General features: G+C 40.6%; 27 protein-coding genes and 1 tRNA gene. 11 read left to right on the top strand and 17 right to left on the bottom strand.

Annotation, left to right across the window (positions count from 1 at the left end):
- The first annotated feature begins 33 nt into the window (after nucleotides 1-33).
- Nucleotides 34-522, top strand: a complete 489-nt coding sequence (locus FMM05_RS13870; protein ID WP_143373997.1) for an ankyrin repeat domain-containing protein — start codon at nucleotides 34-36, stop codon at nucleotides 520-522.
- Between the two features lie 126 nt (nucleotides 523-648).
- On the opposite strand, the gene FMM05_RS13865 is transcribed toward FMM05_RS13870, so the two are convergent.
- Nucleotides 649-722 (bottom strand) — tRNA-Met (locus tag FMM05_RS13865).
- 148 nt (nucleotides 723-870) lie between these two features.
- Here FMM05_RS13865 and FMM05_RS13860 point away from each other — a divergent pair.
- Together FMM05_RS13860 and FMM05_RS13855 are read left to right on the top strand one after the other, a co-directional pair.
- Complete coding sequence (locus FMM05_RS13860; RefSeq protein ID WP_143373996.1) at nucleotides 871-1,263, top strand: START-like domain-containing protein; 393 nt, start codon at nucleotides 871-873, stop codon at nucleotides 1,261-1,263.
- Nucleotides 1,264-1,315: 52 nt separating this feature from the next.
- On the top strand, nucleotides 1,316-2,155 hold the full coding sequence (locus tag FMM05_RS13855; protein ID WP_143373995.1) for an aminotransferase class IV: 840 nt from the start codon (nucleotides 1,316-1,318) through the stop codon (nucleotides 2,153-2,155).
- A gap of 12 nt (nucleotides 2,156-2,167) precedes the next feature.
- On the opposite strand, the gene FMM05_RS13850 is transcribed toward FMM05_RS13855, so the two are convergent.
- The 5 genes from FMM05_RS13850 to FMM05_RS13830 form a co-directional block, all read right to left on the bottom strand.
- A complete protein-coding gene (locus FMM05_RS13850) occupies nucleotides 2,168-2,728 on the bottom strand; it encodes a YqgE/AlgH family protein (RefSeq protein ID WP_143373994.1) in 561 nt (186 codons plus the stop codon).
- A 121-nt stretch (nucleotides 2,729-2,849) separates the two neighbouring features.
- Entirely contained in the window at nucleotides 2,850-3,128 is a 279-nt protein-coding gene (locus tag FMM05_RS13845) for an HU family DNA-binding protein (RefSeq protein ID WP_143373993.1), read from the bottom strand.
- A gap of 186 nt (nucleotides 3,129-3,314) precedes the next feature.
- A complete protein-coding gene (fmt, locus tag FMM05_RS13840) occupies nucleotides 3,315-4,262 on the bottom strand; it encodes a methionyl-tRNA formyltransferase (RefSeq protein WP_143373992.1) in 948 nt (315 codons plus the stop codon).
- The gene (locus FMM05_RS13835; RefSeq protein ID WP_143373991.1) at nucleotides 4,262-6,157 is read right to left on the bottom strand and encodes a RecQ family ATP-dependent DNA helicase; all 1,896 of its coding nucleotides are present in this window, start codon (nucleotides 6,155-6,157) and stop codon (nucleotides 4,262-4,264) included. Before FMM05_RS13835 ends, fmt begins: the two co-directional genes overlap by 1 nt.
- 5 nt (nucleotides 6,158-6,162) lie before the next feature.
- Complete coding sequence (locus tag FMM05_RS13830; protein WP_143373990.1) at nucleotides 6,163-6,699, bottom strand: AAA family ATPase; 537 nt, start codon at nucleotides 6,697-6,699, stop codon at nucleotides 6,163-6,165.
- 196 nt (nucleotides 6,700-6,895) lie between these two features.
- On the opposite strand from FMM05_RS13830, the gene FMM05_RS21020 reads away from it, so the two are divergent.
- A complete protein-coding gene (locus FMM05_RS21020; protein ID WP_185965595.1) occupies nucleotides 6,896-7,051 on the top strand; it encodes a hypothetical protein in 156 nt (51 codons plus the stop codon).
- Between the two features lie 58 nt (nucleotides 7,052-7,109).
- Here the strand turns inward: FMM05_RS21020 and FMM05_RS13825 are convergent, their stop codons facing one another.
- Complete coding sequence (locus tag FMM05_RS13825; RefSeq protein WP_143373989.1) at nucleotides 7,110-7,307, bottom strand: hypothetical protein; 198 nt, start codon at nucleotides 7,305-7,307, stop codon at nucleotides 7,110-7,112.
- A 48-nt stretch (nucleotides 7,308-7,355) separates the two neighbouring features.
- On the bottom strand, nucleotides 7,356-7,649 hold the full coding sequence (locus FMM05_RS13820; protein ID WP_143373988.1) for a Bor family protein: 294 nt from the start codon (nucleotides 7,647-7,649) through the stop codon (nucleotides 7,356-7,358).
- Nucleotides 7,650-7,863: 214 nt separating this feature from the next.
- Between FMM05_RS13820 and FMM05_RS13815 the strand changes: the two genes are divergently transcribed.
- From FMM05_RS13815 to FMM05_RS13805, 3 genes are all read left to right on the top strand, one after another.
- Complete coding sequence (locus FMM05_RS13815; RefSeq protein ID WP_143373987.1) at nucleotides 7,864-8,052, top strand: hypothetical protein; 189 nt, start codon at nucleotides 7,864-7,866, stop codon at nucleotides 8,050-8,052.
- 252 nt (nucleotides 8,053-8,304) lie between these two features.
- Complete coding sequence (locus tag FMM05_RS13810; protein WP_143373986.1) at nucleotides 8,305-8,922, top strand: hypothetical protein; 618 nt, start codon at nucleotides 8,305-8,307, stop codon at nucleotides 8,920-8,922.
- A gap of 273 nt (nucleotides 8,923-9,195) precedes the next feature.
- Entirely contained in the window at nucleotides 9,196-9,429 is a 234-nt protein-coding gene (locus FMM05_RS13805) for a hypothetical protein (protein WP_143373985.1), read from the top strand.
- A 92-nt stretch (nucleotides 9,430-9,521) separates the two neighbouring features.
- On the opposite strand, the gene hisS is transcribed toward FMM05_RS13805, so the two are convergent.
- Nucleotides 9,522-10,895, bottom strand: coding sequence for a histidine--tRNA ligase (gene hisS / locus FMM05_RS13800; protein WP_143373984.1), 1,374 nt, complete (start codon nucleotides 10,893-10,895; stop codon nucleotides 9,522-9,524).
- A gap of 158 nt (nucleotides 10,896-11,053) precedes the next feature.
- Between hisS and FMM05_RS13795 the strand changes: the two genes are divergently transcribed.
- Nucleotides 11,054-12,301, top strand: coding sequence for an ABC transporter permease (locus FMM05_RS13795; protein WP_143373983.1), 1,248 nt, complete (start codon nucleotides 11,054-11,056; stop codon nucleotides 12,299-12,301).
- Nucleotides 12,302-12,387: 86 nt separating this feature from the next.
- On the opposite strand, the gene prmC is transcribed toward FMM05_RS13795, so the two are convergent.
- Together prmC and FMM05_RS13785 are read right to left on the bottom strand one after the other, a co-directional pair.
- Nucleotides 12,388-13,233, bottom strand: coding sequence for a peptide chain release factor N(5)-glutamine methyltransferase (gene prmC, locus FMM05_RS13790; protein WP_143373982.1), 846 nt, complete (start codon nucleotides 13,231-13,233; stop codon nucleotides 12,388-12,390).
- Nucleotides 13,234-13,303: 70 nt separating this feature from the next.
- A complete protein-coding gene (locus tag FMM05_RS13785) occupies nucleotides 13,304-13,789 on the bottom strand; it encodes a GNAT family N-acetyltransferase (protein ID WP_143373981.1) in 486 nt (161 codons plus the stop codon).
- A 113-nt stretch (nucleotides 13,790-13,902) separates the two neighbouring features.
- Between FMM05_RS13785 and ribD the strand changes: the two genes are divergently transcribed.
- Together ribD and FMM05_RS13775 are read left to right on the top strand one after the other, a co-directional pair.
- Nucleotides 13,903-14,997, top strand: coding sequence for a bifunctional diaminohydroxyphosphoribosylaminopyrimidine deaminase/5-amino-6-(5-phosphoribosylamino)uracil reductase RibD (ribD, locus tag FMM05_RS13780; protein ID WP_143373980.1), 1,095 nt, complete (start codon nucleotides 13,903-13,905; stop codon nucleotides 14,995-14,997).
- On the top strand, nucleotides 14,975-15,595 hold the full coding sequence (locus tag FMM05_RS13775; RefSeq protein ID WP_143373979.1) for an HAD family hydrolase: 621 nt from the start codon (nucleotides 14,975-14,977) through the stop codon (nucleotides 15,593-15,595). The genes ribD and FMM05_RS13775 overlap by 23 nt, the downstream gene beginning before the upstream one ends.
- A gap of 17 nt (nucleotides 15,596-15,612) precedes the next feature.
- On the opposite strand, the gene FMM05_RS13770 is transcribed toward FMM05_RS13775, so the two are convergent.
- The 6 genes from FMM05_RS13770 to FMM05_RS13745 all read right to left on the bottom strand — a co-directional run bounded on the left by FMM05_RS13770 (nucleotide 15,613) and on the right by FMM05_RS13745 (nucleotide 19,488).
- A complete protein-coding gene (locus FMM05_RS13770; protein WP_143373978.1) occupies nucleotides 15,613-16,146 on the bottom strand; it encodes a GNAT family N-acetyltransferase in 534 nt (177 codons plus the stop codon).
- A 54-nt stretch (nucleotides 16,147-16,200) separates the two neighbouring features.
- Nucleotides 16,201-16,689 (bottom strand): phosphoribosylaminoimidazolesuccinocarboxamide synthase, encoded by a 489-nt coding sequence (locus FMM05_RS13765; protein WP_143373977.1) that lies wholly within the window; start codon nucleotides 16,687-16,689, stop codon nucleotides 16,201-16,203.
- Between the two features lie 15 nt (nucleotides 16,690-16,704).
- Complete coding sequence (locus FMM05_RS13760; protein WP_143373976.1) at nucleotides 16,705-16,926, bottom strand: putative signal transducing protein; 222 nt, start codon at nucleotides 16,924-16,926, stop codon at nucleotides 16,705-16,707.
- A gap of 19 nt (nucleotides 16,927-16,945) precedes the next feature.
- Nucleotides 16,946-17,614, bottom strand: coding sequence for a DEAD/DEAH box helicase (locus FMM05_RS13755; RefSeq protein ID WP_143373975.1), 669 nt, complete (start codon nucleotides 17,612-17,614; stop codon nucleotides 16,946-16,948).
- A 78-nt stretch (nucleotides 17,615-17,692) separates the two neighbouring features.
- Nucleotides 17,693-18,856, bottom strand: a complete 1,164-nt coding sequence (locus FMM05_RS13750; protein ID WP_143373974.1) for a sigma-54-dependent transcriptional regulator — start codon at nucleotides 18,854-18,856, stop codon at nucleotides 17,693-17,695.
- An 80-nt stretch (nucleotides 18,857-18,936) separates the two neighbouring features.
- Nucleotides 18,937-19,488: a DUF2199 domain-containing protein gene (locus FMM05_RS13745; protein ID WP_143373973.1), complete on the bottom strand. Its 552-nt coding sequence runs from the start codon at nucleotides 19,486-19,488 to the stop codon at nucleotides 18,937-18,939.
- 147 nt (nucleotides 19,489-19,635) lie between these two features.
- Here FMM05_RS13745 and FMM05_RS13740 point away from each other — a divergent pair, with 147 nt between their 5' ends.
- Complete coding sequence (locus FMM05_RS13740) at nucleotides 19,636-20,157, top strand: DUF4833 domain-containing protein (protein WP_143373972.1); 522 nt, start codon at nucleotides 19,636-19,638, stop codon at nucleotides 20,155-20,157.
- The last annotated feature ends 18 nt before the right edge of the window (nucleotides 20,158-20,175 follow it).

Below are 20,175 nucleotides of genomic sequence, written 5' to 3'. Positions count from 1 at the left end.
CTTTTTGTAAATTCAAATTAAAATACCCAAGACATGGATGATATTACTAAAGCACTCTTTTCTGCTTCAAGGCAGGGAAATGTACCGGTACTAAAAGAAATTTTTACACTTATAAACGATGTAGATGTAACTGATGAACGTGGCTATACTCCGCTAATTATTGCAGCCTATAATAATCAATACGATGCTGTAAAGGCTCTTTTATATGCCGGCGCAGATATTAATGCTACCGATGGCAGCGGCAACACCGCACTTATGGGTGCCTGCTTTAAAGGATATGAAGATGTGGCCCAACTGCTTATTGCAAATGGAGCCAATATAAATGCTATGCACGGCAACGGCGGTACAGCTTTGATGTTTACAATAATGTTTGGAAGAAACAATATGATTGACTTACTTTTAGATAATGGCGCAGATATTTTAATTAAAGATAAGCGCGGACTATCTGTATTAGATATAGCAAACCAGCAGCATAATACGTTTGCAGCCGAAAAAATGGAAAGAATGATGGCGCAGCAGTAATCTTACATATATACTGTCAATAAAAACGGTCTTGATTTTAAATCTTGCAAACTTGTTAGCAAGAAGTGTAAAATAATTTCAACAAAAAACCCCTCAAAATTAATTGAAGGGTTTTTTTACCTTAAGTAGCGAAGACGGGAGTTGAACCCGTGACCTCAGGGTTATGAATCCTGCGCTCTAACCGACTGAGCTACCTCGCCATTTTTACTATGTGTACATCCTTGAATGCGGGTGCAAATATAAAACTTTATTTAAAGCTTCCAAATAAAATTTTCGTAAAAAAATTATTTTTACAATTACTTTTTTTTGAATGTTAATTATTATATATTTCCGAAAATTTTTACACCAATGGACGAAAAAACGAAATATGAACTGGAATTCCCGATAACTTCATCGCCCCAGCTTCTATATCAATATATCTCTACACCTTCAGGTTTGTCTGAATGGTTTGCCGATAACGTGAATTCACGAGGTGAATTCTTTACTTTTATATGGAATGACACAGAGGAAAAAGCCCGCCTGTCTTCTAAAAAAAGTGGGGAGAAAGTTAAATTCAGGTGGATCGATGATTCTAATAACGACAGTGAGTATTATTTTGAGCTGCGCATCCTTGTAGATGAGATAACTAAAGACGTATCGTTAATGGTGGTAGATTTTGCCGAAGATGATGATATGGCCGAATCTAAACAGCTTTGGGAAAACCAGGTATCCGACCTTAAGCATGTATTAGGCTCTGTTTAATAAAATAAGTTTTATTACCGTATATTTGCCCTGAATTTTCAGGGCTTTTTTTATGATCAATTACAACGGCAGCCTGGTTGCCGACTCCAATATACTTTTACACGAAAACAGGGCTTTTTTATACGGAGACTCTATTTTTGAAACGGTTAAGGTTTTAGACAACAAGGTATTATTTTTAGAAGACCATTACTTTAGGTTAATGGCTTCCTTACGCATTGTACGCATGGAAATACCCATGTATTTTACAATGGAATATATGGATGAGCAAATACAATTGCTCATAGCCGATATGCCTGCTGCGCCGTCTTACAGGGCGCGTATATCCTTCTTTAGGAAACCCGGCGGCAAATACCTCCCCACCGATAACAACTGCGAGTTTATAATCACCGCAGAGCCTCTAAACATGGCGCTGTACAGCATAAACGAAGGCCTGTATGAGGTGGAGCTGTTTAAAGACTACTATGTTACCAAACAGCTGCTATCTACCCTTAAAAGCACCAATAAAATGGTGCAGGTAACGGGCAGCATATTTGCACAGGAAAATGATTACGACAACTGCCTGCTTATAAACGACGATAAAAATGTTATTGAGGCCCTGCAAGGCAACTTATTTATGCTTACCGGCACTAAATTAATTACCCCACCATTATCTGACGGATGCCTTAACGGCATTATGCGCAAACAGGTGCTGGAACTGGCTAAAAAAATTGAAGGATTAGAAGTTAGCGAAGCATCAATATCGCCTTTTGACCTGCAAAAGGCCGATGAACTTTTTATTACCAATGTAATTACCGGCATACAGCCCGTTACAAAATACCGTAAAAAAGAATACACAAGCAGCCTTGCTTCAGATGTACTGAAGCGGCTTAATGCTAAGATACGGTTTAGTTAAAGTAGGTTTATATCAATTAAGTGCAGGATTTTCAGGAGCGTTAGACCATATAAGATATTCTCCGCCAAGCTCCATTATCTTTTCTTTCCAGAAAGAAGCACTTGATTTTCCTATAATCTTGTTACTGTAACTGTTCTCGGATATTATCCAGGAATTTTCTTCTAACTCGTCTTCCAATTGGCGCGGGTTCCAGCCACTGTACCCTAAAAAAAAGCGGATATTGCTCTTTTTTATCATACCCTGGTTTATAAGCTCTTTGGTAGATTCAAAATCGCCACCCCAGTAAATCCCGTTAGATATCTCTATACTATCGGGTATCAGGTCAGGAATGTTGTGTATAAAATACAAATTATCCTGCTCTACGGGTCCGCCATTATAAATCTTAAAGCTGCCCCTTATCTCCGGGATAAGGTCGTTTATGGTGTAGCCAAGAGGTTTATTTAAAATAAAACCTATTGAGCCCTCAGGGTTATGATCGGCAAGCAATACCACCGACCTGTTGAAAGAAAGATCTCCGATTGTAGAAGGTTCTGCTATAAGCAGATGGCCTTTTTGGGGTTTTATTGAAATCATCTTCTTGCAATTTGTAATAAATTTAGACCAAAAAAATGTGCCCGCCAAAAAATTTCACAAAGTTTTAAAAAAAATCCCCCTGCGAAGAGGGGGATTTAAGATATTGTACCGTAACAATTAATTATTTAGTGTTTACGTGGCCATCAAGCTCAGCTCCCGGCTTAAATTTCACTACGTTCTTAGCCGCGATGCTTATAGATTTACCAGTTTGAGGATTTCTACCTTCCCTTGCAGCCCTGCTTGATACAGAGAATGAGCCAAAACCAACAAGTGAAACTCTTCCACCTTTGTTTAGGGCACCACTAACGTTCTCTATAAAAGACTCTAAAGCTTTTTTTGCTGCACCTTTAGAAATTCCTGCATCAGCAGCCATTGCATCGATTAATTCTGATTTGTTCATAATAATTGTTATTAATTGTTTGGTTAAAATTATTGTTTTTTCAATTCCTATTCTACAAATTTAATAGGAAATACAAACTACGCAAGCGTTTTCTACACATTTCATTTTAATTGTTGATAACTTTTTTCAAAATGTTAATAATACTGCTTGTTTAATCAGAATATTATAAAATCAAGTTAAAATAAGCTAAAAAACCGTAGCATTTACAGTAAATGTCATGCCGTTTAAGAGCTCTTGAGCCGTAATTTTCTTTCTTCCGGGCATCTGTAAGCTCTTAATTTGTATAAAACCGTCTTTCACCGCCACTTTAATCTCTTTTTTATCGGTAATTATCGAACCTATACCAATATCATGTTCATCAGGTGTAAAAGCTGTTTCATATACTTTTACATTCCATTCCTGCCCGTTATCCTGCATTAGGGTCCACGCTGCCGGGTATGGGCTAAGCCCTCTGACAAGGTTAAAAATTTCCTGCCCCGGTTTTTGCCAGTCTATCTTGCAATTCTCCTTATTAAGCTTGTAAGCCGTTTTAACATCATCATCAGCGGGCTGAATGGTAGTTTTAGCATTGCCACCCTCTATAAGAGCAAGAGTTTTAATCACCGTATCTTTGCCAAGGTTCATTAGCCTGTCGTGCAGCTCCCCCGCTGACTCATTAGCCCCTATCTCAGTCTCGGCCTTAAGTATCATGGCACCGGTATCAATCTTATCGTCTATAAAAAAGGTGGTAACACCGGTTTTCTCTTCACCATTAATAACCGCCCAGTTTATAGGTGCAGCACCCCTGTATTGTGGCAGTAATGATGCATGCAGGTTAAACGTGCCCAGTTTAGGCATTTTCCACACTGCTTCTGGCAGCATACGGAAGGCTACCACCACCTGAAGGTTAGCTTTATAACTTTTAAGCTCTTCTAAAAAAGCTTCGTCTTTTAGGTTAGTGGGCTGCAACAACGGCAGGCCTTTCTCTAAAGCATATTCTTTTACCGCCGAATATTTTACCTTTTGCCCCCTGCCCGCAGGCTTATCGGCGGCGGTAATAACGGCTGCTATATCATAATTTCGCTGGTATATGGCATCCAGTATACCCACAGCAAAATCAGGGGTACCCATAAAAACTATCTTAAGCTTTTCCATTACTTTATTGTGTATTGATTGTAATCGTTAATTGTTATCCTTTCGTTTTCCAGCAGCAATTGCAGCGCAAAAACGGTTTCCTGAGCTGTGAGCTCAAGCCGCGTTTCTATATCGCGCGAATTTATGCTTTCTTCCTTTAAAATCTCTAAAATAGCTGTAGCGGTTTCTATGGGGCTTTTAGGCTTACGGGCTTTGTTAATGCAATACGAACATATACCACAGTCGGCCGTGGTTTCCTCATCAAAATATTCCAGTATCATGCGCGCCTTACAATGGGATACATCGGTAACATACTGCACGGCGCTTTCAAACTGCTTAAGCTTGATGGCATTTTGCTGTTCTAAAAATTTAGATACCCTGTTAATGGTATGCTCGTCTTCCCTAACTTCATTAAAAACAATACTGCTATCATTACCGCTGGTGCGGAGTGCCACTACGCCCTTTTGCTCCAGTTTTTGAAGCATATCTATAAGCGCTGCTTCAGATATGTTTGCCTTTTTGGTTATCATGGCTGTATTGATGGCAGTTTCCATCTCAAAAATACCGGTATAATTACGAAGTATGGTCAGTATAGGCTCTTCATCGGCCGAGTTAAGGCTTATGTAGCGCACTACCTCTTTACTGGGAATTATAAATTGCAGGTTAACCTTCTCGGTAAACTCTTTGCTGAGTGTTAATATTCCCTGACGGTCTAAAAACTGAAGCGCATTAAAAGCCTTAACCGCCGGGAATTTATACTTATGGCAAAACTCGTTAAAGTTAAACGGATAGGTTTGCCCCATGCCCTCGCCATAGGCAATTTGTAAAAAGGTATTCAGCTTAAGATATACCTCCTTAAGAAACTTTTTATCGGGCAGCACTTCTATAAACTGGCTTTTGGTAGTTTTAATGTCCGATGCATTTACCAGCATAACTGCAAAGGCTTTTTGCCCGTTACGCCCTGCCCTGCCCGCTTCCTGATAGTAATTTTCTATATTTTCGGGTAGTTGTATGTGCAGCACCGTCTTTACATTAGGCTTGTCTATACCCATCCCAAAAGCATTGGTAGCCACAATAACCTGTGCTTTTTCGGCCAGCCAAAGCTGCATGTTAGCCTCTTTTTCTTTCTCTTTTAGTCCGCCATGGTAAAATGTTGCGCTAAAGCCAAACGACCGTAACTGCTGTGCCACATCATGGCAGGCTTTGCGGTTGCGCACATATATAATAGATGGCCCCGGATTTTTAGTAAGTATCTGCTGAAGGCGGTGCAGCTTATCTTCAACCTCAAAAACCATGTAGGCAATATTTTCCCTCGCAAAAGATTTTTTAAATACAACGGGGTTGGTTAACGCCAACTGGGTAACAATATCTTCCTGCACCCTATGTGTTGCCGATGCTGTTAGCGCCATAAAAGGCACGTGGGGCAAATGCTTTTTTAGTGCCGATATTTTTAAGTACGCCGGACGAAAATCATGCCCCCATTGCGATACGCAGTGTGCTTCATCTATCGCCACAAGGTTTATAGGCAGTTCTTTTAAGCGCTCTATGATCCAGTCGGCCTGCAGGCGTTCCGGAGACAGATACAGGAATTTGTAATTGCCAAAACGACAATTATCCAGCAGGTCGCTTATTTCGTTTACCGAAAGGCTGCCCGTTAGCGCTATGGCTTTTATGTTACGCTTAGCCAGGTTTTGCACCTGGTCTTTCATTAATGCTATAAGTGGCGATACAACCAGGCACAGCCCCTCCTTCATCATCCCCGGCACCTGAAAGCAAATTGACTTGCCCCCACCGGTTGGCATAAGGGCAAAGGTATCCCTGCCTTGTAAAACCTCAGCAATAATTTTATCCTGCGGTTCGCGAAAGCTGTCGTGCTGCCAGTATTTTTTCAGGATCTCTAAAGCCTGTTGCTCCATAATATTCAGGAAAGATGCCCCAGTATAAAATCTATCCTGTTTTGGGGCGTGTCTTTGGGCACTTCTATTAAATTATAGCCATATTGTGTATAGGTTTCCTGCAAATGGCTGCCTATAAGTTCTGCCTGTTGGTAATTTTCATAACGCGCCTGGTCGGCTGTATAAATTTCTTCCCATGGCGGCAAAAAGAACGCTTTAGTATACGTATGTTCGCGGCAGGTCTCATCAAAAGCGGCAGGATACGAATCGCCTATGTAATGCATGTATGCCAAAACATCGGGCAGGCCGCGGTCTAAAAATACAACATCAGCAGTTTCTGCCCTAGCATCAAGGTACTGTTTAGCCCTGCCTTCTAACAATAACTCACTAAACAACAGTGGCTTTTCTAAAAAAAGCTGACTAATACCACGCTCCTGCGCCTGTAATGTAATTTCGCGTGAAATCTCCGGATAGCAGGTATATCCCTTTAAAATAAGCTCTTTTATAAGCGTGGTCTTGCCCGATCCGGGCCCACCGGTAATAACGATAATGATATTGCTCACATTAATTTAAATATGCTGTAAATTTAACGAAACAAATTATAGCAATAACACAAGAAATTATTTACCTTTAACAGGAATTTATTAAGAATTACGAAATTTAAGTCTTAAAATTTTTTTAACACACCTAAGACTTTGTTAAACAATTTTTATTTACGGCAGACGTTATCTAATTTTGAACCATTAATGAAAATGAGCTATGAAAAAACAATCGTCACTTGCAGGAAAAAGGTACACTGATTACCAAACGTCTTTTAACAGAAAAGACACATTTATCAAACTTATAGAGATATCTGCCGCCACTATTGTAGTTATCATGGTGTGTGCCGGCTTATACAGTACATATAACAATTAAAAATATTTAATTGTTTACACTTAAGCGCGTTTATTCGCGCTTTTTTTATGCAATAAAGTTATGCTTTTTTAGGGTAAGCCCTTTTAAACATTAAAAAGGTAAGGGTGGTAAATAACACTAAAAGTATAACCCTTGAGGCAAGGTAGCCCCAGCCAAACTCTGTTAGCCTTTTTATATCGTTAATGAGGATATCAATCGTGCTGAATAAAAAAATAACAGCAAGAATCAAAAAAAGATAAAAAGCGAATTTTTTCAAAAGGATAAGTAAATTAAGCGGGAAACCGGGGCTTCCCGCTAATTATAATTATTTTGTTACAATGGTAGTTGTAGGTGTATAGATACCAAATGTAATACCGGCAAGTAATCCGTTTACAAAGCTGTGCTTAACAGTTACAGTATAATCTGTAGCTCCGCCTGCCATTTCTTTAGCATCAGAAACTCCTGCAGGTATCAGTCCGTAAATTACATACGTATTCCATTTTTTAACTTCGGTACTTCCCTGAGCACCTTTACCTACTACAGTTGTGTATGTGTAGCAAGATGTTAACATCATACCCATTGCAAATGCCAGAGCAGTAACTTTAATCGCTTTTTTCATTTTTGTTGATTTATTAATAGTTTTTTGTGGGTTTACAAGATGAGGCTATTTGTTATGACAGTCCCTTTTTTGCGTAGCAAGGATATTGATTTTTTACGAAAATAAAAAATTTTAATCTTCAAAACATCAATTAAAAATATGATAATCAATAAATAACCTATTAATAAACCAAGGCGCACCGTATTTATACCTACATTTACATAAATACTTAAAAATGATAAAGTTTAGCATTAACGACGAGGTATACCAAGCCGGTAAATTTGGCCTTCGTGTAGCTCTTTTTGTATGGAAGATTAACCATAATAACGATGGTTCTGTTACCTACACCTGCTCGGCCAACAAGGGCCGCGACGAAAATGTTTATACTGATAAAGAAGTATATTACCTTGCCGATCTTTGGTAATTGAATAAAAATTTGATTATATCTAACTTCATAGGCTGGCTAATATTTCACTTTCGGACTTTGACTTTGCACTACATTGACCCAAAAATATTGTATCATCCAATCCGAAAGTTGGTAATTTAATTTTGTGCACAAATTTCTATATTAGTCATCTCGAAATATCGATATCATCTTCTCAATATTAAAATTGTAGTAAGCACAATGTGCAAATGGTATTTCTGCTAACTTTACCATTCTATAATATAATTTACAATGAAAACAAGTTACCTGTTATTACCCTTATTGCTTTTGCTTATCGGCTGCAAGGCCACATCTACAAATACCGCTCCAGCTGCTTTTGATGCCTCATCGCCTAAAGGGCTTGTTGTTGCTACCATAACTTTTGAGGGCGATGTACCCAGCAATGATATTTACCGCTTTTTTTATGAGGCCCAAAGCGGAGATAAAAAGTTTAAAAAACAAAATTCCGGCAAAATTGTTATTAAGGGCCGCGAAAATGGCGAAAGTGCTTTTAATGGCGACTTTAACAATAAAAAATCGTATCTAATTGTTTTAGAGAAAGATCCCGGCTCTTATGCTTTTACACAATACAGTTTCCTGGATCACATTGGCCCTAACGGAATGGTTAGCGACAGCAACAAATTTGCCATACCTTTTGAGGTTAAAAAAGGTGAAATTACCTACATAGGCGAGTTGAGTTATGTAGACCGTGCGCAAAAAGGTTCACCAAGAATTTTTGTAGCCGACTATTTTAACCGCGACCTGCCCGAATTTAAGAAGAAATTCCCCGGTATAAATTGGGATAGCACTGTAAATAAAACAGTTAAAGCCGGAGATAATGGCGGCGGTATCATAGATTTTAGGGAATAGCCTTATATTTTCATCGACTGGTCTAAAATTCAACGTGTTGTTTAAATTTTCCCAATTATGTTTAAACATTAGGCAGAGTTGTTAATGCTGTTGATTTTCTTGTAAGAATTTAGCAAAAAGTCAATTCGTATATCCTTAAATTTTAACAAGATTTTATATAATATTAATGATGGTTGCAACAGATAAATGTTAAATTATCAATGTTTAACATTTTTAACAATTATTTATTCAGTCATTTCTACTACTTTTATACCACCTAAATCTTTTATAATTATGGAGAAAATTACCCTTGACGCTATGCGTAACTTTATTATCGAAAATGAATTAACCGACAGTGTGGCAATTTCACTGCACCCAGACAGTTTTGATGACCTGGTTATGGAGTACCTGGACACAAACGGCAACCAGATTGAGCGCCCGTTTGAAATTTTAGGCATAGAGATACTTCAGGACGAAACCGGAAATGTGCCTACTAACAAGTTTAATATTCTTGACACTGTAGAGTAATTTAGACACCTTACAAAAAACATTACACAAAAAATTAATCCCGTAAGATACTACCTTACGGGATTTTGTTTTTCACCAATTTACTATTTGGTTTACAGTGCTGTAATCTGCTCTATCAGGTCATTATAGCTTACACTTTCCTGATTGCCTGATAACAGGTTCTTTAACGTGAATTTGTTGTTGGCAATTTCTTCGTCGCCCGTTAGTACCGCAAAAGGTATTGCCCTTTTATCGGCATGCTGAAACTGCTTGCCTATTTTGGCAGCATCGGGGTATAACTCGGCTTTAATACCGGCTTCCCTAAGCTTTTTAATTGTTTTAAGGGCATATAACGCCTCTTTGTTGCCAAAGTTTATAAACAGCACCTTAATGCCATCAGTAACCGTATCCGGGAACAGGCCTAACTCTTCCAGAACAAGATAGATCCTGTCAAGCCCAAAAGAGATACCCACCCCACTCATATTCTTAAGCCCGAAAATGCCGGTAAGGTCGTCATAACGGCCACCGCCACCTATAGAGCCCAATGCAACGCCTGCCGGGGCAGCCACTTCAAAAATAGCGCCGGTGTAATAATTAAGTCCGCGGGCAAGGGTAACATCAAGGTCGAGCAGGCTTTGGCTAAGGCCAAGTTCTGCTACATTTTCGCAAATAAAGCGCAGCTCCTCCACTCCTTTTTTACCTTCTTCAGATGATGTTAACAGCTCATCCAGCTTATCCAGTTTCTCGGCAATGGTACCGGTAAAGTTAAAAAGCGGCTGTACCTTTTCTATTGCTTCAGGTCTAATTCCTTTAGCTTCCATTTCACGCTTAACGCCGTCCTCGCCTATTTTATCCAGCTTATCCAAAGCCACCGTAAAATCAATCAATTTGTCTTTAGCACCTATCACTTCGGCAATACCGCTAAGCACTTTGCGGTTATTTATTTTTATGGTAGCACCCTCCAAGCCAAGGGTACTAAATACTTTATCATACAATTGTACCAACTCTACCTCTTGCCATAGCGAAGTACTGCCCACCACATCGGCATCGCACTGGTAAAACTCGCGGAAACGCCCTTTTTGTGGGTTATCCGCACGCCATACGGGCTGTATCTGGTAACGTTTAAAAGGGAAGGTTATATCATTTTGGTGCTGTACTACGTAGCGTGCAAAGGGCACGGTAAGGTCGTAACGCAGGGCTTTTTCAGATATTTGCGCGGTTAGCCTAAGGCTGTCTTTGTTGCTTAATAACTCGTCGTTAGCTTTACTAAGATAATCACCACTGTTCAGTATCTTAAAAATAAGGCGGTCGCCTTCTTCTCCGTACTTACCCATAAGGGTATCGGAGTTTTCAAAACTTGGGGTTTCGATAGGCTGAAAACCAAATGACTCAAAATGATGCTTTATAGCCCCAATTACGTATTGACGCTTAGCCACCTCTGTAGGTGAAAAATCTCTTGTGCCTCTTGGTATTCCCGGTTTTGCCATCGTAGTTTAATTTTAGACTGCAAATATAGGGAATGGGAATTTTAGAATTCAGATTTAAGATTCTTGGGTGCGAAATAAAATTTGAGATTTAATATTCTGTAACATAAAGCCCCTGTTTTATACTAATTGCTTAATTTAGTTGCCATAAAACAACCTGCATGTTTAAACTGTTTAAAGAAAACACACGTATTGCCTTTGGTTCCATAAGCAGCCAAAAGCTCCGCACAACATTAACCGTACTTATTATAGGCCTGGGTATTTTTGCATTGGTGGGCATTTTAGCCGCCGTTGCGGTACTGGAAGGCACTGTAACCAGTAGTTTTGCAGGTATGGGTGCCAATACGTTTTCCATAAGCCGTTATGATTTTTCAGATCAGGTGGGCCGCCAAAACATGCGCGATGCCCGCGAAAACCCCATTATATCGTATCCGCAGGCGCAACAGTTTCAGCAAAAATTCAACTTTCCGGGTGCTAATACGTCGCTATCGTTTACCGCAGCCGGCAACGCCGAGGTTAAGTTTAACGATAAAAAAACAGATCCTGAGATTACTGTTATTGGTGCAGACCATTTTTACTTACCCAATAGTGGACTCGAAGCTGTAAACGGACGTAATTTTACCGGTTTTGATATTGATAACAACAATTATGTGTGTATTATAGGCTCTGATTTTGAGAAGGGTATTTTTAAGGATATCGACCCTGTAGGGCAAACCATCTCAATCCGTGGCGCGCGTTTTAAGGTTATTGGGGTGCTTAAAGCCCGTGGTTCTACCTTTGGTAACCGCCAGGACCTTAACATCATTGTACCCATACAACTGGCACGATCGTTATTTACTGCCCCTAATATAGATTACGGAATAAAAGTGAGCGTAAACAACAGCGATTTTTTAGATGGCGCGGTTAGCGAGGCCATACTTGCCATGCGCCGTGTTAGGAAACTGAGCCCTACCCAGGGCGAAAATTTTGGTATAGAACGCAGCGATGAGTTGTTGGAATCGTTACGATCTGAAACCGACACGCTTAACGTAGCAGCCTGGGTTATTGGTATCATAACCGTTTTCGGGTCGTCTATTGCGTTAATGAATATCATGCTGGTATCAGTAACCGAACGTACCCGCGAAATAGGCGTGCGCAAATCGCTTGGCGCGAAGAAAAGCACCATTGCCATGCAGTTTTTTACCGAAACACTTATCATCAGCCTTTTAGGCGGTGCGCTTGGTATATTTTTAGGGATAATGGTAGGTGGCGTGGGCGTTTCTGCCATTGCCGGGGTAGATTTCCCAATACCGTGGATGGCCGTATTTGCCGCCCTTATAACAATTGTTGTCGTAACACTATTCTCTGGCTCTTACCCGGCCGTTAAAGCTGCCGCATTAGACCCTGTGGAGGCGTTGCGGTATGAGTAAAACTTGTTTCAGGTTTAAAGTTTCAAGTTTTTTAAAGTTCTGTTTCCACAACCGTGGTAACCTGAAACTTTAAACCTGAAACAAAATTAAACAGCACAGCCTATCATCCTGTCATTACCGTAAATATCCTGCCTTAACACTACATTTTTAAAGCCTAATTGCTCCAGCATTTCTACGGTTTCAGTCCCTAAATACTGGTTTATTTCAAAATACAGCCTGCCTTCAGGTTTAAGGTTGTTTTTTGCAAGGATGGCTATTTTACGATAAAACAAAAGCGGGTCGGTATCTTCTACAAACAGCGCGAGGTGGGGTTCGTAATCCAGGACGTTTTGCTTAATTTCCGCCTTTTCCAATTCCCGCACATACGGCGGATTAGACACAATAATATCGTAATGCTCTGGCAGTATTTCAGCCGCTAAAATATCCTGTAAAATAAAATTTACCCCGGCTTTGTTGGTTTCAGAATTTCGCCTGGCAACCGCCAGCGCCTCGGTAGAAACATCAATGGCAGACACCTCAGCATCCGCTAAATTCTTAGCAAGCGAAATAGCAATACAACCGGATCCTGTACCAATATCCAGCAGTTTAATGCTGACTCTAAACTCATTTTCTTTAATGATCCAATCCACCAGCTCCTCTGTTTCCGGGCGGGGTATCAGCGTATTCTCGTTTACCTCAAACTCAAATCCGTAAAAGTGTGCTTTTCCAAAAATATACTGAATGGGTTTTTGCATTTCGAGTTGGTGCAATACATCGTTCCACTTTTTAATTTCAGAAGCAGATAATCCGGCATCAGGATTCAGGGCAAGGTCTACCCTGCGCCAGCCTTTTAATTCTTCTAGCGCAATATGGAAGAAACTCTCCGCCTCCATAGCATCGTATAGCGGGGTAAGTTTCTCGAGAAAGTAAGTCCGATAGTTTTTGAGCGTCATTTGTTTCGGGTTTCAGGTTATTTTAAAGTTCAGTATCCATAACCGTGGCAACCTGAAACTTGAAACCAATTTATAACTTTTTAAGCATCCACACAGGGCACGAGTTGTGGCCTGTGCAACCCAATGGGCTGTCTAAATACACAAACCCTGATTTTATATACAGCTTTTGGGCGGCATCCATATTGGGGAGTGTTTCCAGGTAGCATTGGCTATAGCCGAAATCTTTAGCCGCATCAAGGCATTGGGCTATCATTTCTGCACCAATCCCTAAGCCACGTGCCTGTGGGGCAAAGTACATTTTTTGGAGTTCGCACGTTTCGACGTCGCCATTTTCTAACGGCCCTGTACCGCACCCACCTATAACTTCGCTGTCTTTCTCAACCACATAATAAACCGACTTTGGTGCCTCATACACCTCAAAAAGCTTGTCGAGGGTGGGGTCGGCATAAGCAGTGCCCACTAATGGTGCATTGAGTTCTATAAATACGTTGCGAATTACGGCCGCTATGGCTGCATTGTCTTTGAGTTCTATTTTTCTAATGGTAACGGTATGCATAGTGCAAACTTACTACAATTGTTTATTTGTTGATAGGGTTATTTGGTTATTTGGAGAGCATCAAACATTAAACTTTGTAACTTTGGGACTTTGGGACTTTGCAACTTTTAACTATGCACAACGAAATTTACATGCAGCGCTGCCTTGAACTGGCGCAAAACGGCCAAAGGGCTGCCATGCCTAACCCTTCTGTTGGGGCGGTGCTGGTATATAACGGCAGGATTATTGGCGAAGGCCATACCTCCCCCTACGGCGGCCCGCACGGAGAGGTTAACTGCATTAATTCGGTTAAACAGGAAGACAGGCACCTTATACCCGATGCCACGCTATACGTTAGCCTGGAGCCTTGTAGCCATCATGGTAAAACACCACCCTGCTGCGACCTTATCATTCAGCACCAGATAAAAAATGTAGTTGTTGGCACTAAAGATCCGCATGAAAAAGTAGCTGGTAACGGTATTAAAAAACTGCGGGAAGCCGGTAAAAATGTTACCGTAGGCATGTTGGAAGCCAAATGCCGCGAGAGCAACAAACGCTTTTTTACCTTTCATGAAAAGAAACGCCCGTACATTATATTAAAATGGGCGGAGAGCACCGATGGGTATTTGAGTCCACAGAAGACCGTTGCCCTTAGACAAACTCATGTCGACGATATGGAAGATAAAAAACCGGTTTGGATTACAAATCAGTATTCCCGCCAGCTGGTTCATAAGTGGCGTAGCGAAGAGGCGGCGATACTTGTGGGTACACAAACGGTTTTAGACGATAACCCCCAACTGGATGTGCGCTCCTGGACAGGCCCTGACCCCGTGCGGATTGTTTTAGACCGAACTGGAAAAGTATCTGATGCCTATCATGTTAAAAATCTAAAAATTAAAACAATTGTCTTGACGGAGCAACGTGATTTGCATAACTTAGAGAATCTAATGTATGAAACCGTGCTTTTTAATGAGGCTTTGCCGCATGCTATTGCCGCAGTGCTTTACAAACACAATTTGCTTTCGGTTATTATAGAGGGCGGCAGGCAAACCCTGCAAACCTTTATTGATGCCGGCATGTGGGATGAAGCCCGTGTGTTTAAAGGCCCGGTTACGTTTGGCACCGGTACTAAGGCGCCTCAGTTTAGCGGCAGGCTTATACATAAGCAGGCCATACAGGACAACGAACTCTTAATTTTTGGAAATTATGATCAACACGATAATATTTGACATGGGTGATGTCTTTTTAAATAAAGACAAGCAGGCAAAGGTAAAGGCTCTTGCAAAAATTGGGATAACCGACTGGAATGATGATCTTGAAAAGCTGGAAAAAAAACTGGAAACCGGAAAAATAGGCGAAGAAGAATACCTTGCCGGGATTCAGCCGCATACTAACGGCGCATCGTTAGAGGCTATTAAAGATGCCTGGAACGCCGGTATTACCGATTTTCCGCTCTACCGCCTGGAGTTTTTACAAAAGCTTGCAGCTAATTACCGCCTGTTCCTGCTTAGTAATACCGACCCCATACATATTGAAAAATTTGAGAACGAAGCCGGCGCCTCCTTTTACAGCGACTTTTACCAGTGTTTCGAAAAGATTTACTTTTCGCACGAAATTGGCGTTCGCAAACCCGATGCCGAAGCTTTTAATCATGTAATAAATAAGCACGACATTCAGCCTAAGCGTACCCTTGTGGTAGACGATAAAAAGTTTAATACTGATGCTGCTGCCGAATTAGGCTTCCAAGTGTGGAATTTAGAAAAAGACCATGAAGACGTGGTAGACCTTTTTGATAAAAAAGTGCTTACACTGGATGAGCAACCGTAAAAATTGCTTATTGTCTATTACTTATTATTCAAATTAGGATTTAACATCTCAAACCAGCGGCACTCTTCTCCGTTATAATCAAAGGTTTCGGTAAATATAAGTCCGGTCTTTTCCAGGATATGGCATGACGCTTTATTTGCTGTTAGTGCTGTTGCATTAAGCACCTTAATGTTAAGATGATTGAAAGCATAATCCCTAAAAAAGAAATTAGCCTCTGTAGCATAGCCCTTAGCCCAGTGCTTTTCTAAAAGTCGATACCCAATATCGTAATACTGATCACGTCCGTTTACATTGCTCTGCAATTTTAGTCCCACCCAGCCAATAAATTCATTTGTTTCTTTAAGGATGGCAGCCATACGGCCAATACCATTGTCAATATACTGCTGCCTAATATTCTGTATCATAGCCCTGCTTTCATCTATTGTAGTTACAGGCTTATTGCCAAGGTAACGATGTACATTGGGGTTAGCGTCCAGCTCGAACATAGCTTCATCATCCGATGGCTGGAGTTCGCGAAAGTATAGGCGGGAGGTTTCGAGTGGAGTTGACATTGATATTATTTTAGTTAGCTAAAAATAATAAAGAGAGGTTTACAATTACAAAAATTAATTTTTCAGCAAACCCTCTTTCCGCATCATTCTTACAGCTTTTTCGGTTTCATTGTCGCCATCCGTTAAGCTTCCCGGCAACATGATAAGCCTTTTTTTAAGCTTGTTATTTTTATCTGAAAAATAAACCTCAAAATATCCGCGGGTTACGCCTTTAACTGCTTTTTTAAGTACGACCTCTTTAATGGCACTCCTTTCTATAACCGGGGTGCCGGAATTATCCTTACTCCTTAAAACCGCAAACAGTAAAAAAACAGCCATAGCTAAATACAGAAAAGCCCACACGTTTTGCCCTACAGCAAATTCATTATAGGCTCTATATAAAAAATAGGCCGCTAATGTGCCGTAAATAAATAATATCCTTACAATACTATTGCCTACTGCAATTTTAGACAAATCGCCTACAACGCCATCGCGTGTAAGTACGATCTTATCAGGCAAAATGTGGCAATATCCCGTTTTGGTGCGAAATACCTTTTCTTCCATCTTATAATCCGGAATTTACAATCCCATTTTAAAAGCCTCAATAACAGGCTCTGCTTTTGCCATATCGTATTCTTCTACAAATACCTCAACCGCCGACCCTGCCAGTGTGCCAAGGCCCGACATGGTGCTTGATTGTATGTTGTTTTTTACAAGGGGCTGTACACCGGCTTCTTTAAGCTTAAGCTCTAACGCCTGTGCAAGAATCTCGCTGCCTGAAAATATTTTTTTACGTGCCATACTATTCTATTGTTTTTGTTTATTCTTCGTTTTGTTCTTCAGTTTCTTCATCATCATACTCTTCCTCATCTTCTTCTTCGTCAAAATCAAAAAATAAAGGTTCAATCATTATCCTGTCGGCAAGCGATTCTACACGCTCGGTAATTTCTTCGGTAAAAAATAAGCGCTGTGTTTTTGCAATACCATCGCTCATGCGCATAATACGGGTATCATGCCTTAGCTTTAATATAGGCGAAGCCTCATCCAGTATAAACATTTTTAGTTGGTTAACATCAAAGCCTGCCGATGAGAACATCTCACTCAGCCTGCCCGGTGTACCCACAAGAACATCTATACCCAGCGATATCTGGTTTTTATCATAATCTATATCGCCTTTTTCATGTACTCCATACACGCGTAAATTAGTATGGTTGCCGTATTTTTTAAAAAGCTCTATAACCTCCAGCACTTTGGCCTTTTCAGATACTATTATAAGGGCACGCGGCGACTCCTGAAACTCTTTTTCAAGGCGCTGTATTACGTTTATTACAATAGCAGTAGTTTTACCTTCGGATGACGGTGCCGATATTACACAGTCTACACCGCTTTTAATGGTGCCAAAGGTTTCTTTTTGCAACGATGTTGGCTCGGTTAATCCTGCATCTGCCAGCGACTCGGAAAGGTTTGGATTTATCTTCTTTAAAAACATTATATTATTTTTAGACACGAATTACACTAATTTCACAAATTAGCAAGCTGCAAAATTAGTGTAATTCGCGGCAACTTCCTACTTACTGGCAAAAAGCCTCACATCTGTTTCAGATATTTCGCTGCCGCCAAGAATTATAAGGCGCTCTACCACGTTGCGCAATTCGCGTATGTTACCTGTCCAGTCGTACTCCTGTAAGAGCTGAGTAGCCTCCTGCGTAAAGCGTTTTTGGGCATTGCCCTGCTCGCCTGCAATTTTCTCGGCAAAGTGGGCTATAAGCAGCGGTATATCATCGCGCCTGTCGTTTAGTGCCGGTACTTTTACCAAAATTACAGCAAGGCGGTGGTACAGGTCTTCTCTAAAACGGCCTTCGGCAATTTCTTTTTTAAGGTCTTTATTAGTAGCCGCAATAACGCGCACATCTACCCTAATATCTTTCTCTGCACCCACACGCTGTATCATGTTTTCCTGGAGCGCGCGCAGCACTTTGGCTTGTGCGGGCAGGCTCATATCGCCAATTTCATCCAGAAAAATAGTACCCTTATCAGCCGCCTCAAACTTCCCGGCACGGTCTTTAACGGCACTGGTAAAGGCCCCTTTAACGTGGCCAAAGAGTTCGCTCTCTATAAGTTCCGACGGGATAGCCGCACAGTTAACCTCTATAAAGGGCGCTGCGGCACGCTCGCTTTTTTCGTGCAGCCAGTGCGCTACAAGCTCTTTACCCGTACCGTTTGGGCCGGTTATAAGTACGCGGGCATCGGTAGGGGCTACCTTTTCTATAATTTGTTTTATGTGGTTAATAGGCTCGCTGTCGCCTATCATTTCGTAGTTTTTGCTTACTTTCTTTTTAAGCATTTTATTCTCTACCACCAGCACTTTACGGTCGAGCGCATTGCGTACAGTATTTAAAAGTCGGTTCAGGTCGGGTGGCTTAGAGATGTAATCAAAAGCCCCCAGGCGCATGGTGTTAATGGCTGTTTCCAGGTCGCCGTGGCCGGATATCATTACAAACGGAATTTCGGGCTTTATCTTTTTTACAGCTTCAAGCACCTCTACCCCATCCATTTTGGGCATTTTTATATCGCACAGCACCAGGTCGTAATCATCATTTTTGATTTTCTCGAGGCCCATCTGGCCGTCTTCGGCTTCTTCAACCTTATAAGTGTCGTTTTCTTCCGAAAGTATTTTACCCAATACGCGGCGTATTGCAGCTTCGTCTTCTATAATTAATATTTTAGGCATATTTTTAAGATTGTTGGATAGTTAGATGTTTAGATTGTTAGACTATCCGAATTAGACTACATTCAAAAATAGTGATTCTATTAGGAAATGTTGTTAATAGTATCTTTAATCCTTTGCTCTGCTTCATCTTTATTAATACCATTGTAATAATCGCGTACAAATGGGTGATCAAAATCCTGATGTGGAATAACCTCAGGCCTCTTACCTCCCGGCCTCGTTTTTACATTTGCAGGGATATTAATAGTTCGCTCATATCCCTTAAAATTATTACTTATCCAGCCAAAATAACCTGTGTCATGTTCAGGATTATTAAAATTTGCTTTGTAATCTTCAAAGCTTTTTTCACTTAAAGATACCCATAACCCGTATTCAAGGTCTTCACATCCATCAGTTACATGCTGAGAAAGCGTTGCCCTTATAAAACGCGAAGTTTCATCTGGATAATTAATGGTACAAAAATCTGATGTTAAGGTAGCTATAGAAGATTGCTCCTCTGGGGATAATGCCGAATAATGTACCGGCGCATTATAGCCTAACGCAGGCCAGCTATAATGCTGCTTGCCACAACAGGCACAGGTGTAGGAAACAGAATCGGTTTTGATTTTGAATATTTTTTTGAGGCGGTTTAGCATTTGATAAAAATAGAAAAAATCTTTGTATTGGTAAAGATGATACTATCAAAACCAAAAAACATTAAACAATCTTTAATACCCAAACTCATTACCGCTATACCCATTTATAAAAATATTTACCTATATTTATAATTATCAAATTGTTAAATGAAAAAACAGCTCTATCTTATTTTATTTTTGCTTACCACGGCGTGCATTTGCGCACAAGAAGGCTACCCCGAACCCAAAGCCGAGGCCAACAGGCTGTTTTACATTCAGCATAGCAACAACCATAACACTTTTGTGTATGATGCTAATTTTACTAAACCTAAAGAGCTGCACACTACAGAGCCTATTAAAATTTACCGCATTACCTATACTAAAGGTGGCATAAGGGAAGAACTGAGTAACATTCAGCGTAAAATGGCATATGGCGTTGATATCATAAAGAAGAATACTGTTTCTGCCGAGTTCAAACTGGTGTCTTATGCTGCTAAATCATTAAACCTAAAGCTTAACCACGAAGGTAAGCCCTACGTTACCGTAAATGTAAACGGTAAAGAACTGGTACTGCGCAAAATGTTTTTATCGTGCAATAAAATTGGCACATCGGTTAAAACCATCGATTTTTACGGCAAAAACACCGCGACTGGCAAAGAGGTTTGCGAGCGGCTGGTGGTTAAAGAGTAGTACTGAGTATTCAGTCGC

It is taken from the genome of Flavobacterium zepuense, from assembly GCF_007097145.1.
Lineage (GTDB): Bacteria > Bacteroidota > Bacteroidia > Flavobacteriales > Flavobacteriaceae > Flavobacterium > Flavobacterium zepuense.
The sequence above is the reverse complement of the archived record's forward strand: the minus strand, read 5'-3'. Positions and strand labels throughout refer to the sequence as shown.